We start from the raw sequence: 14,371 nt of genomic DNA on the forward strand, positions 1-14,371 counted from the left end.
TTGGATCTGACTGATGCAAGAACGGGCTTAATCCCTACAACATCTGTACCTGTTGTAGATAAATCAGCTTTGCAAGCGAAAGTAACTGAAATTACAGGTGAAAGCCTGGAAGAGTCAGCGTACACACCAGCGAGCTGGGAAGCACTGGAAGAGGCAAGGAACGAAGCAAATCGAGTGTTGAATGAACCGACAGCGACTCAAGCGCAGGTAGACAAGGCACTTTTGGATCTGACTGATGCAAGAACGGGACTTACCAAAGTAATTGGTACAGATGCATCTACGTTGCAGACGCTGGTCCCTTCGGTGGGAAGCTTGTCTCCGGCTTTTGATCCGGCGAAAGACACGTACACCATCTCTGTGCCGAATAGCGTATATCAATTCCAGCTCACGCCAACGGCACTTGATCCACATGCGAAGATTGAAATAGCTGTTGGAGATGGAGAATGGAACGAGGTTTCAAGTGGCAGTGTAAGTGAGAATCTACCGCTTCAAGTCGGTGGGAATAAGATCGTTGTTAGAGTAACCGATTCACTTGGAAATGTTACGGCGTATAAAATCAACGTGACTAGAGCATCCAGTGACAATGGTAACAATGGTGGAGGCAACAATGGCGGCGGTGGAAATACGGGAGGTAACGGCGGAAGTACACCAGCACCAGCACCTACACCTGCGCCAGTACCAACGCCAACTCCGGCACCCGTGAAGGATAATTTGGAAACAACTCGGGATGGTAACCATCAACCATTTGCTACATCCAAACCATCTGACAACAAAGAAACATTGGTTCAAGTTGATCCAGCCAAGCTGAATGTTGCCATGTCACAAGGCACAGGCCAGCAGTTCGCCATTCATTCACCGAATGATGGGGATATGAAGGTGGACGGTTTAACCCTCGATACACTGAAACAATTGGTGGATCAAGGTTCCAAACTAAACATTAGCAATCCGCTGGCAATCTATCCGGTACCTGGCGGTAAAATGGACGTGAATGGTGTGTCCAGACAGCTTGGTAATGCAGCGTTGAATGATATTGATGTCCATGTTGATATCGCACGTTCCTCGGATGCTTTGATTGACAGCGCTGAGACAAGAGCCGCATCCCAAGGATACGAGCTACTTGTCACACCGGTTGATCTGGATCTGACGTTTACGAAAGATGGACAGACCGTGCGATCCGGCCAGCTGAACGGTTATGCACCGAAGTATATTGCACTTCCGGAAGGTATCGATCCGAACCGGATTACTACAGGCGTAATCATTAATCCGGACGGTAGCATCTTCCATGTACCAACGGTTGTCACTAAGATCAGTAGTCGTTACTACGCACTCATTAATGACTTGCGTAGCAGCGGAAGTTACTCGGTCATCTGGAACCCGCAGGATTTTGAAGATGCCAGATCCCATTGGGGTAAAATTGATGTGAACAACATTGCTGCAAGACTGGATTTGCAGGGTAACGGAGATAACACATTCTCACCGAACCGTCAGGTTACTCGTTCTGAGTTTGCCGAGATTGTTGTGCTTGGACTGGGCTTAATGCGTCAGGATGCACCACAGAATCTATTCCCTGACGTTAACGATTCGGCATGGTTCCGCTCTGCGGTAGCCCTTGCAAACGAATTCGGTATCGTTCGCGGTTACGATAATGGGAACTTCAACGGTAATCAGGAGATCACACGTGAGCAAGGATTTGCTATGGTTGCTCGTGCCTACCGTCTGATTGAACCGGAAGCGGCAATTAGCCCGGATCAGATGAACTCAGAACTGGAACGTTACAGTGATGCAGCGGATGTATCGAATTGGGCCAAAGAAGATGTAGCCCAGTTGATTGCAGCGGGGATCATCCAAGGTAATGGGCCGGAGGTGCTGAGTCCGAAGACCACGATGACTCGTGCCGAGGTCACTGCATTGATTGCAAGAATGTTGAAAGTAACAAACTTGATTGATCAATAAACACAATTTAAAATGAAAAGCCTTTGCTGACATTGGGGGTCGGCAAAGGCTTTTTTTTATTTTTATTAAATTCTTAAATTCATGTCGTAATACTTTCGCCCTGTTGGCAGATCGTGGAATCTGAGATGATGGGTTCACCAGAGGTTCGGGCGACAAACTTTGAACTGCTGGCCTTCAGGCTATTGCGATCCTTCCTTCTACAATCATTGGAGATCATAGGGTCGCAGCTCTCCTGAAGATTTTATTTCAGAGAGGAGGCGTCCAGGCTATCACCTTCCTTCCTTCTAACCCTAACCTTTCACGTTATATAGGGATGTGGCTTTCCTGGACTCTTTTATCATGAACAATACAATCTATTTGCGCAGAGCAAACAAACTCATTATCGAATCAAACGAAGGGAAGCAACAGTTGCCGAAGACATATCTGGCGACTGTCCTCAAAAATATTGAAGCACTCGGATACACCTTCTCGGATGAGCTAATGCAGGCGATGCGGCAGCTGTCCAAGGAACAATTTGAAGCAACATATATTCAACTGGTGGCTGATCTAAGAGTCATGGTCGGCGCACATGTGAAGTACACACCGATGTATGCAGGATTCCCAATGCAGGTGATGCAAGCAGATGAGGCCGAGTTATATCTCAATGCGATTATTCATTATCTGACCAACCTGACTGTGGTCTATCCGGATCAACCATCTGTGGAGCGAATGCCTTTGCTGGAGAAGACGGACTTGAAAGTCATTGGACTGGGAAACCAGCAAGCATTCCAGACACTCATCCGTCAGATCATTGAAGCAAAAGGTTCCATCTCGGAAACAGACAAGGCCGATATCGACACGGTATTGGAGCATGCAGACCCGGAAGACGTGGATGCGCTATTACCCACTGAGATTCCGTTCAAAGAAAATGTGGGCTTTGTGGTCGCCTCGCTGTTGAAGCATGAAAAAGCGAACATCGACCGGATCGGTCCGTATTTCAAAACGGCAAGTGATGTCCTGCGTCTGGCTGTTGCCTGGTCCGATGGTGATGTTAGCCTCGCTGCGGCTTCTCCCTTCCGGAAATTCAAACGCCGCGAGAGACGCCTTTTGCTCGGATTATTGGAGCAGTGTGGCTCCATGACGGAGGATATGCTCCGCTATAAAGATCGCTGGATTCGCCTTGGCGAAATTCTGCATCCTTCGGAATATAAGCTTCGGTATCCGCGATGCGAAGAAGCCTTTGATATTTTGCGTAATAATAAGCCTTACTCGACCTTCAACGGAAGTGTGGAGCTTGCCTTCCAATATCGGAATGTCTGGAGTCTGATTGATCTGTTGTCACAGCATCCAGGTGAATTTGCGAGAAGATTGGATCACTTGCTGCGGATGACCGAAGATGAAGCGTATGTACTGCTGGCATTTGGTGAGGTACTGGAGCAAGTATCTACCCCGGTGTTATTGCAGGTAAGACAGCATTTTGCCCACCGTAATGAACCGCAGGATTTGCGTGTCTTTTTCCCGAAAGGCAATGTAGCCAAAGCTTTTGCTGTTCCGAATGAGCTGCCAGAGATCAATGAAGCCACGTGTCAGAATGTCGTGCAATTGTGCGAACAGGCATTGGTAGAGCGCTTCGCTGCCCTTGCCCCGCTTGGAAAGACTTATGTCGATCCGCAGCTTCATGATTATCTGGTGCCCTTTTCCCAGAGATCGGCGAGCAAGGCTCTGCATACTATCGTTCGTGGAAGCCGTGTGCCGATGGCAGAGGGTGATACCATTCGTTTCTTCAACTGGTGGAGAGAGGGGGACGTGGATGGAAAGTCTACAGGGCGTGTGGACATTGACTTGTCTGCGGTGATGTACGATAAGGACTGGAACTATGTGGAGCATATTTCCTATACGAATCTGCGATCCTCTAACTATAAGGCTGTCCATAGCGGAGATATCGTGACTGCACCTAACGGAGCAAGTGAGTTTATTGATCTGCATATTCCATCCATCGTGGCTTATGGTGGACGATATGTGGTGGCAACACTGCTTTCGTTCACCAGTCATCCGTATTGTGATCTGCCGGAATGTTTTGTAGGGTGGATGATGCGGAAGAAGCCGGGGTCTGGCGAGATTTTCGAACCGTCTACCGTAGCGAACAAAATCGATATTACCGCGGATACGCAGATTGCGATCCCTGTCATTATGGACCTGGTTGAACGTACCGTCATCTGGACAGACCTGGCGCTGACAAGCCATCCGGATTACTACAATAATGTGGAAGGCAATCAAAAAGGTATGGTCCTGATGGGCAAAGCACTAACGACTTTACGCAAACCCGATCTGCATGACTTGTTCATGCTCCATGCCAAAGCTAGAGGAGAGCTGGTGGATACAATGGATCAGGCGGATACAATCTATTCGGTCGATCAAGGTATTACACCCTATGATATCGAGCAGATTATGGCGGAGTATCTGGTTTGACCTGTTTGACTTGACTACTGGTGATATGTGAATATCAAGGTTAGAAAAGAGTAGCTGATGCTGCTCTTTTTTTCTGGTTTAAATGCAAAGAGCCTACAGAATGGTGCAGGTAATGTCGGATGCAAAGAGAATGACTTTGCTAAGCTTAAATTAACATGGGAGGGATGATATGGATACGCTGAGGCGGTTAAATGAAGCCTTGAATTATATTGAGGAGCATCTGATGGATGTCGTGGACATGAAGGAGATTTCCCGGATTGCCTGCTGCTCGGAGTATCATTTTACACGCATGTTCTCTTTTCTTAGTGGTGTAACACTCTCGGAATATATTCGACGTCGCCGCTTGACATTTGCAGCCATGGAGTTAAGCCATAGTGACAGCAAAATCATTGATATTGCACTAAAATACGGGTATACATCGCCGGATTCTTTCTCGCGTGCTTTTCAAAGCATGCATGGCACTACGCCCTCCGAAGCGCGAAACCATGGTCCATCTCTTAAAGCCTTCCCACGGATGACATTTCAACTGACTATTCAAGGAGGAAGCGAAATGAACTACCGCATTGAAGATAAAGAGGCGTTTCGAATCGTGGGTATTCGTAAAAGGGTGCCGATTGTATTTCACGGAGTAAATCCGGAGATTGCGGCGATGTACCAGAGTCTTACACCGGAATTGATTGATACGATCAAGGGGGCATCAAACGTCCAACCTCTGGGCTTAATCAGTGCTTCAGCCCATTTCAGTGAGGGACGGATGGCCGAACAGGGAGAACTGGATCATTACATTGGTGCAGCTACGACAAAAGAGACGCCTGAAGGACTGGAACACCTGGAGGTTCCTGCTTCGACGTGGGCTGTATTTACCGTGGTGGGTCCGTTTCCTGGTACGCTTCAGGAGGTGTGGGGCCGGATCTACGCGGAATGGTTTCCTTCATCGGACTATGAGCTGAGTGAGGGCCCGGAAATGTTATGGAATGAGCACAAGGATGTTACTGTAGAGCAATATAGAAGTGAGATATGGATACCTATTCGGAAGAGATGATACTGTCTCTAGCTTAGTATCTGCGGGCGCAGCTTTTTGAAGCTGCGTTTTTGTTTTCAGAATTTGCTATCGGATGTACGAGCCGTTTTCATTGCAAATATATGTAATATAATGGTATTATTTTATTGGAATTGTAAGAATACTTGGATGTAGAAGAGTGATTTAAAAAGGGGGTGGCGAGATCAGGTTTACATGAAGTGATGACTCTATTCTATACGCACGCAGACATAAACATTCCATTGATTATGGACGGGCTCACATAGCAGACATATCGATATGAGACGGAAGTGTCAGTTATTATACATTATTATGTAAGCGCTTTATTAAATGAGTTCCAAGGAGGGAATTACTCATGACCAAAAGTATAGTGAGAAAGGCGCTTGGTTTGTTTTTAATCATCGTTATGATCGCAACAGCTGTTGTATACCCTGCATCTACTGGACACGCGGCAACCATTAATGTGACCGATAACGGCTCCAGAATTGAAGTAAACACCGGATCAGGATTAGTCTATGTGGTGAACAAAACCAATGGGGATATTATATCGGCCAAAATGAACGGTACAGAGCTGAACAGCAACAAAGGATCACATATCGGCTCAGGTTTGGGCTCCTCTGCCAATGTGACGTGGAATACCTCTCCTTCAGGATCAACCGTGTTAATTACGGTATCCACAAGCACACTAACTCACTATTATGCTTCACGTGGTGGGGAGAATATCATATACATGGCCACGCATATCACGGCTCAACCTTCGATCGGGGAGCTGCGATACATTTTCCGTGGTAATGGTAGTGTTTTGACAGGTGTTCCGGCGAATTCAAACAACAGGGGTAACACCGGAGCGATTGAAAGTCAGGATGTGTTCGGGTTTGCCAATGGACAGTCGGCCTCCAAATATTATGGTAATGATCAGGCCAAAGATTTATCCGTTCGTGGAGTTACGGGGAATGGCGTCGGTGTATTTATGGCCTACGGCAATCGGGAAAAAAGCTCTGGTGGTCCATTCTTCCGCGACATCCAGTTCCAAAGTGGAACAGAGACGGAAGTATATAACTATATGAACTCGGGACATGCACAGACGGAGAATTGGCGCCTGGGTCTACATGGGCCGTACGCTTTGATCTTTACAACCGGAGGTACGCCAAGTGTACCCGATTTCAGCTGGATGTCTGGTCTGAATCTGCAGGGTTGGGTATCCAGTCGGGGGAACGTAGTGCTTAATGGCCTCTCCGGGATGGATACAGGATATGCTTACACAATTGGGTTCGCTAATAGCAATGCCCAGTATTGGGTGGGGACGTCTTCAAGTGGGGCGGCCGCCAAATACAGCATGATCCCGGGCACGTACACTATGACAGCTTATAAGGGAGAACTGGCCGTATATACGGAAACGGTTAATGTCACGGCAGGGCAAACGACGACACTGAATACACGTACGATCAACAATGACCCAAGTAAAGCCTCTAACATCTGGCGAATCGGCAACTGGGATGGTACACCACGGGAGTTGCTGAATGGACAGACGATTCCGATCCGTCACCCTTCCGATAGTCGCAACCCAAGCTGGGGACCTGTCACCTATGCTACCGGCAGCGCGACCAATCGATTCCCGGCAATCCAGTTCCGTGGTCAGAATTCTCCAACCACAATAACGTTTAATTTGAATGCATCTCAAGCGGCATCTTCTCATACGCTCAACATCGGTATTACGGCAGCTTACAATAATGGCAGACCGAGTGTAACGGTTAATGGACATGCTTTAACCAATCCTGCTGCATCTTCACAGCCCAATTCTCGTAGCTTCACCATTGGTACGTATCGTGGGAACAACACAACCTTTAGCTGGAATGTTCCAGCATCCTATTTCGTGAATGGTTCTAATACCATCACGATTACGCCAATCAGCGGTTCAAGTGACTTAGGTAACTGGTTAAGTGCAGGCTGGGTCTACGATTGTGTTGAATTGCTGAATTGAATGAAGAATGCAATGTAAGAGCAGGTGAAGATATGATCCGTAATAAAACATATTGGATGGTACCGGTCTTCATAGGGTTGATTATTTTCTTAATGGGATGTACTTCCTATTCTAATGTTTCATCTGCTTCAATTAAGGCGTATAAGCAAAACATCAAGCAGGAGTTTCCGAAAATTCGAGAGACGAAGATTCGTTATTCCACTCCACGGGTGGAATTTGCCTACATTGTGAAAAAGCAGTTGGGAGAAAATGAGGTAGGACGTCTGTTTGTTCAGACCCGAGATTTCATGACCAGCCCATCATTTCAAAATGAAGTAGTCAATGGAGAGTATAAGGACGAAAATCCGAGTTGGGGCGATCCGGAACTGGCGATTACAATTACCGTTCGTGGTAATGATGTGACAGCCTATCAGTTTACGTGTAAACCGACGGAATCAGATTCCGACACAGGTGCAGCAGAGTATACGGAATGGTACGTCCAGACAGCAGGTGATCCAGAAAGTAGGCCTTATTCAGTCCCGAACAACGAGGACGACACATAAATATTATTAATTTTCTGCCAATGATTCTTAGGTAAAGTAGTCCGAGTTGCATGATCAAACATAGTGGGTGTCATCCAAGTCGTCTGAATGAACTTGGATGACACCTATTTGATTTAAATTTGCAGGCAGTCCATTGCTGGAGATGGTGATCCGGATAGTGGTATAATTTTCAATACGTAATCATGAGTGAATGAACGGGGAGGAAAAGAGAATGAGAGACGATCTGTTGGTTCAATTGCAAGAGTGGCATGAAGAAGATGAGTTTCAGGAAATTGTAGATGCAATTCAAGCAATTCCTGTGGAAGAAAGGGATTATGAGCTGGTTAACCATTTGGGAAGAGCGCTAAATAACCTGGAAAGGTATGAAGAAGCGGTTGAACAATTCCTGACGGTTGCTAAAGAGGGCACAGGCGACCCACTTTGGCATTATCGGATTGGACTGGCTTATTATTATCTGGAGCAATATGCGCATGCCCAGCAAGCGTTCGAAAGAGCGGATCAATTGGAGCCTGAGGATGAAGATACGCTGGAGTTTCTGGAATGGATTCGAAACAAAATGGAGGAGCCATCCGAATCTGAATCTGAAGTTGAAACGGATCCAGAGGCTAGTGAAGAATTCCGTGTACCCGTTGACGTTGCAGCGACCCTTCCAACGGTTCCCAGACCGGAATCAGGCGAATTCTGGAACGATAGTGAGCAGGCACTGGAGCATTATGTGTCCAATCCGCCAAGTGATGGTCTCATTGACTCTGTGGAGGAGCAATTGGTGTTCCGACTGCCGGCTTCCTACATTGAGATGATGAAGCTACATAACGGCGGTATTCCGTACAATCGTTATTTCCCTGTGGCGAACACAGATACGGGAGCTACGGATTATGTTGAAATTGAAGGTATACTGGGCATTGGCCGTGAGAAGCCTCGCACACTAGCGGGTATTCAAGGTAGCTGGAATTTGATTGAACGTGAAGGTTATCCGGAGATTGGTGTGGTCATCGCGGTATCTCCTTCGGAGTCGGGGGTTGTCATGCTCGATTATCGTTCATTCGGTAATGATGGAGAACCTGAGGTCGTTTATGTGAAGAGGGAGAATCCCAAAGAGATCATTCCGCTGGCACCGAACTTTGAGACGTTTATCCAAGGGCTGATGACTCCAGAAGTCTAGTATGAATAATATCATTGTGTTGAAGCGCCTCTATACTAGTGCTAACTAGACAATGTAGAGTATGGTAAAAACAATACAAGCCGCGAGGGAGATACATTCCCTTGCGGCTTGCTTTCGTTCTATCGGAATCTTTCCGGTTTACGCCGGATATCCGCCACCTGGAGGCGGCCATGCGCCGTAGAAGCGACGCAGCAGAACAATCTCCCCTAGATGGTACGAGTTATGGGAGGCGATATTGCGCAGAAGTCCTGCTTTAGTTTCACCCGGGAAATAGAGCAGTGGATCATCTAATTGTGCAGTTTCTGCAATGGCTACGGCTTGATCAACTCCATCCAAGAATGCCTGAATATCTGCCTTCCACGTCGCTTCGTCCTGTGGACCCTTCTCTTCAGGCCAGCTTTCACTCACGTTAGCAGGGAGCTGTGGCTTGCGTCCTTCCAAGTGTTCGAGCATGAATTGTTGCCAATAATGCATGTGCTTCACCAACTGATAGATCGTATATGGCATGGCATCGTGCGTACGAGCAGCAAGTGTGACATCGATATCGGGTAGAGCACGGGCGATGCGGATATGACCGCGTTCCCCCACTAATGATTTGACAAGGGCTTGCCCAAAGCTTTGATTAACATCTGACATATGGTACCTTCCTCTCTTCCAAGACCGGATCTGATAACCCGTCTTCTATTTAGTATTATACAATTAAATTGCTAAAAATTAAAAATGGGTAACGAAGAACGCTAAATACTTAAAATGCCTATGATATAATAGTGAAAATAAATCTCAAGACCTCAGGGTCGAGGAGGAAGCTCCTGTGAAAGTGATATTGGTTGACGACGAACGTCTAGCGTTGATAGGCCTTCAAAAATCACTAGAAAAAGAAGTAAGCGGCATTGAAATTATCGCTACATATATGAATCCAACAGAGGCTGTGGCGGGTATTGTGGAGCACCGTCCTGATGTTGTATTTCTGGATATTCATATGCCGGAGATGGATGGTATGGATCTGGGAAGACAGATTCAGGCGGCAACACCGGGCACCGAAATTATATTTGTGACCAGTTACGATCAATATGCGGTGCATGCTTTCGAACTACAGGCTTTGGACTATGTGATGAAGCCCATCCAAAAGGATCGATTGAAGCAGACGGTAAGCCGCGTAAGAGAGAAACTGAGCGTAAAACGCGAGCAGCGGTCAAAGGATACAAACGTACCTATAATTTGCTGTTTTAACCAGATTCAGTTTAAGCTTCCAGGCAAGGATGTTCAGGTGGCCAAATGGCGTACAAGCAAGGCGCAGGAGTTGTTTGCATACTTGCTTCACCACCGGAACCAGGTCGTCCATCGCAGTGTTCTGCTGGAGCTTCTGTGGCCGGGAATGGAAGAGGAGAAGACTGCACACCAACTCTACACTGCGATTTATCATGTCCGCCAAACCCTGAAAACTTGCAATATGAATATGATCACGATTCAGAGTGGACACCTGGAGGCAGGTTATCGACTCGAATTGGGTGAGGCTCAGTTGGATAGTGAGCAGTGGGAACGGGAAATCAGGCAATGGAAAGTCGTAGACGCAAGTACCGTTCATGCCTATGAGCAAGCGCTTCATCTATATAAGGGTACCTATCTTGGCAATTATGAATACATGTGGGCTGAACCTGAGCGGGAAAGATTACGCTATCTGTGGCTGTATCATATGAGACAACTAAGTCTGTATTACCAGCAGCATGGGCTGGCGGAGAAAGTGGTCGAGAGTACACAACGTATCCAGCATATGCTTCCGGACGAAGAAGAAAGTTATTTTATGCTAATGAAGTTATATGATGAAATGGACAACGATCTCGGTGTGGAGGAGCAGTATCGTCTCTTAACCACCAGAATGGAGCAAGATTTGGAGATACCGATCAGTGAGGATATTACCGAATGGTATCAGGACTGGAAGCTCGGTTTAACCAAAGTCATGAAAAAATAATTAATGAAATTACTTCAAACGAAACGTATGGACCGTTACAGATATTTGTTCATTATGCTGATCATTTTTGCATTGTTAATTGGCATGCGCTCGGTATGGTCTGAGCTATTCCACACAGTAGATGAGCATCGCGCCGTTAACGGGGTGCTTGATTTGAGAGATGTGGATCTGGATCAGTCCCCTGTCATGTACTTGAATGGGGAATGGGAACTTTACCCGGATGAGTTGCTGACCCAACAAGATATTGCGAAGAGGAATGGCGGTGCGAAGACCGTTCAGGTCCCTGGGGACTGGATGAGTGGACAGAGTCAGGAACAAGAGAGTTCGTTCGGATACGGAACGTATCGATTGCGCATTTTGACAGATCCACTTCAGAATCCGGTAACCTTCTGGTTCAAGGGAATCCGAAGTTCATCCGAGGTTGAGATGAATGGAGACGCGGACGGGGGCATGGGTGAGGTCTCCACGGATAGCAGTACATATATACCCAGAAGCACTTCATATACAGCGACCTACGATCAGGAAGGAACAACCTCCATTGAGTTATTGATACGCGTAGCCAATTACGACAGCCCCTATATGGGCGGAATTAGCAAACCTGTTCGCTTTGGTTCACAGGCAGCTGTTGATTTTTCGCGTTGGTATTCCATTGGTTTTCAGATGCTCACCTTTCTGGTTATGCTCCTCCACGGCATGTATGCCTGTATTCTTTACGCATTTAATCGACAGGAACGTTCCTTGCTGGTTGGAGCCGTATTAACTTTATCTGTTGGCATCACGGTTACGATGGGTCATGACAATATATTGATGTTATGGCTTCCAATTAATTATACCTGGGGAATTAAAATTCGATTGATCTCATTGTTGCTGCAAAATGCTTGTATCCTTCTGTTATTCCAGAGATTAACGATGGTTCATGTACGAAAGGCATGGCTACAGTGGCATGTTGTCATGACCTTGATCTATACGGCCGTGATTGTGGTGATGCCCATTCATATTACATATGCCATGATCCATTACAACGTCATTAACCTATTCTTTCTTGTCTCCATGATCTGGTTTCTATACATCGTCGGAACGATGATCTTCAGGAAACAGGCGGACCGGGATATTGTTTTTCTGCTGCTTACTGCAGGAGGCATTACATCCAACCTGATATGGAGTGTGGCCGAGACAGCCAAAGATGTGACAACTGTCTATTATCCTATCGACATCATCTTTGCGATTACGGGCTTCTCTGCCTATTGGTTCAAGAAATACTTCAGGAATGTCAGGGAGAATATGAAGCTGAATACAGAGCTGCAGAAGGGCGACAAAATTAAAGATCAGTTCTTGGCGAATACATCGCATGAACTGCGGACCCCGTTGCACGGGATCATTAACATCGCTCACAACGTGATCACCCGAGAGAAAAACAGGTTGGATGAACGGAGCCTGGAGGATATGGAGTTGCTGATTACGATCGGTCGACGGATGTCACATCTCCTTGGTGATCTACTGGATGTAGTCCGGCTGAAGGAGCACCGCATTGAGTTACGTCAGGGGCCTCTTTCCATACAGTCGGTTGTGCCTGGCGTTATCGCCATGCTGCAATTCATGGCAGAACGAAAACCGGTTTGCCTTCATATGGAGATTCCAGAATCGTTCCCTCAGGTCATGGCTGATGAAGAAAGGCTTGTTCAGATTTTGTATAATCTACTGCATAACGCGCTTAAACATACAGAGGAAGGAACGATATCCGTAAGTGCCGAAATTCGTGAAGGACATGCTCTGATTCATGTGACGGATACAGGCATTGGCATGGATGAGGATACACGGATGCGCATTTTCCTCCCGTATGAACAAGGGTCGTATGGAATCAGTGATGGACAAGGCATCGGGCTTGGACTGAACATCTGCAAAGAGCTCGTAGAACTGCACGACGGGGCACTTACGGTTCACTCGGAACTCGGAAAGGGCTCGGTATTCAGCTTCGATCTGCCACTCGCGGATGAAGCCGCCGATCAGGGTCAGTCACAACTTCCCCTGATATGGGAACAGGCCGCCGAGATGATGGAAGATGCACCTAGCGGATTCCTGTTACCCCGCCAAGGTATGGGGGACGTGGAAGCCTTGGCGACAGCAGAGATGGCCCCGTTGTTAAAAGAGGGGAGAGCTACCATTCTGGCTGTGGATGATGATCCGGTGAATCTGGATGTGTTGGTCAGCATTCTTTCGACGGAACCATATGATATAACTACAGCGGGTTCGGGTCAGGAAGCGATGGAATTGCTCGGCACACGTCAGTGGGATCTGCTCATTACAGATGTGATGATGCCCAATATGTCCGGATATGAGTTAACCCAGAAGGTGAGGGAACAATTCTCGATGTCTGAGCTTCCTGTGCTGCTGTTGACGGCACGAAGTCAGCCGCCAGATATCTACACGGGGTTTGCATCGGGCGCCAATGATTATGTCACGAAGCCTGTAGATGCGGTGGAACTGAAATATCGGATACGTGCATTGACCATGCTAAATCAGTCTATCCAAGAGCGCCTGCGCATGGAGGCCGCGTATTTACAGGCTCAGATTCAGCCTCACTTCCTGTTTAATACGTTGAATTCACTTATGGTTTTAAGTGATATTGATACAGAGCATATGCGGAAGCTTGGCGATGCTTTTTCATCCTATTTACGGATCAGCTTCAACTATCTCAACACAGGGGAACTGGTGAAATTATCATATGAGCTGGAACTCGTTGAAGCCTATCTTTTTATTGAAAAAACACGATTTGAAGATCGATTGTCGGTGGTATTAAACGTAGAGCCGGACCTTCCGTTGCTTCTCCCACCGCTATCCATTCAGCCTTTGATTGAAAATGCCGTCAGACACGGACTATTAAGCCGCAATGTAGGCGGTACGTTATGCCTATCGATCACTCGTCATGAGGGTTATACCCGTATTGAGGTGAAGGATAATGGCAAAGGCATCGAACCGGAGAAGGTTGCAGAGCTGCTACATGCTACGCCAGGTGGAAAAGGCGGAATAGGCATTGTGAATACAAACCGCAGATTGCTACAACGTTATGGTCAGGGATTATCGATCGTAAGTGAGCCGGGTGAGGGCACGATGGTGTCATTTGATATTCCGGATGAGATATAAGGAAAAGGCCGCAGAAGTGAAAACTTCCGGCCTTTTTGTTTTACTTGCGTGTTCATTCCCTAATTTTAATTATTTCTAATGCTTCTTTCATATGTTAGTATATTTAACATTAGAAGCGCGGGTTCCGGCATTGGGC

The 14,371-nt window shown here is 46.9% G+C and carries 9 protein-coding genes; 8 read left to right on the top strand and 1 reads right to left on the bottom strand.

Annotated features, from left to right (window positions below; all coding sequences use genetic code 11):
* From AC1DE7_RS21905 to AC1DE7_RS21930, 6 genes are all read left to right on the top strand, one after another.
* Positions 1–1,953, top strand: a 1,953-nt coding sequence (locus AC1DE7_RS21905) for an S-layer homology domain-containing protein (protein ID WP_477535154.1), incomplete at its 5' end; no start/stop codon positions are given.
* A gap of 339 nt (positions 1,954–2,292) precedes the next feature.
* Positions 2,293–4,401, top strand: a complete 2,109-nt coding sequence (locus AC1DE7_RS21910) for a TerD family protein (RefSeq protein WP_405158200.1) — start codon at positions 2,293–2,295, stop codon at positions 4,399–4,401.
* A gap of 169 nt (positions 4,402–4,570) precedes the next feature.
* A complete protein-coding gene (locus AC1DE7_RS21915; RefSeq protein WP_477535155.1) occupies positions 4,571–5,443 on the top strand; it encodes an AraC family transcriptional regulator in 873 nt (290 codons plus the stop codon).
* A 352-nt stretch (positions 5,444–5,795) separates the two neighbouring features.
* Positions 5,796–7,421 carry a rhamnogalacturonan lyase B N-terminal domain-containing protein gene (locus AC1DE7_RS21920; RefSeq protein ID WP_282319829.1) on the top strand — a complete coding sequence of 542 codons (1,626 nt, stop codon included), beginning with the start codon at positions 5,796–5,798 and terminating at the stop codon, positions 7,419–7,421.
* Positions 7,422–7,453: 32 nt separating this feature from the next.
* Complete coding sequence (locus tag AC1DE7_RS21925) at positions 7,454–7,963, top strand: hypothetical protein (protein WP_339284866.1); 510 nt, start codon at positions 7,454–7,456, stop codon at positions 7,961–7,963.
* A gap of 211 nt (positions 7,964–8,174) precedes the next feature.
* Positions 8,175–9,125 carry an SMI1/KNR4 family protein gene (locus AC1DE7_RS21930; protein WP_477535156.1) on the top strand — a complete coding sequence of 317 codons (951 nt, stop codon included), beginning with the start codon at positions 8,175–8,177 and terminating at the stop codon, positions 9,123–9,125.
* A 138-nt stretch (positions 9,126–9,263) separates the two neighbouring features.
* Here AC1DE7_RS21930 and AC1DE7_RS21935 read toward each other — a convergent pair whose 3' ends face one another.
* A complete protein-coding gene (locus AC1DE7_RS21935) occupies positions 9,264–9,761 on the bottom strand; it encodes a DinB family protein (RefSeq protein ID WP_036671799.1) in 498 nt (165 codons plus the stop codon).
* A 175-nt stretch (positions 9,762–9,936) separates the two neighbouring features.
* Here AC1DE7_RS21935 and AC1DE7_RS21940 point away from each other — a divergent pair, with 175 nt between their 5' ends.
* Both AC1DE7_RS21940 and AC1DE7_RS21945 read left to right on the top strand, forming a co-directional pair.
* On the top strand, positions 9,937–11,094 hold the full coding sequence (locus AC1DE7_RS21940) for a response regulator (protein ID WP_477535157.1): 1,158 nt from the start codon (positions 9,937–9,939) through the stop codon (positions 11,092–11,094).
* 3 nt (positions 11,095–11,097) lie between these two features.
* A complete protein-coding gene (locus AC1DE7_RS21945; RefSeq protein WP_477535158.1) occupies positions 11,098–14,235 on the top strand; it encodes a hybrid sensor histidine kinase/response regulator in 3,138 nt (1,045 codons plus the stop codon).
* Positions 14,236–14,371: the final 136 nt, after the last annotated feature.

It is taken from the genome of Paenibacillus sp. 10L310 (assembly GCF_056395745.1).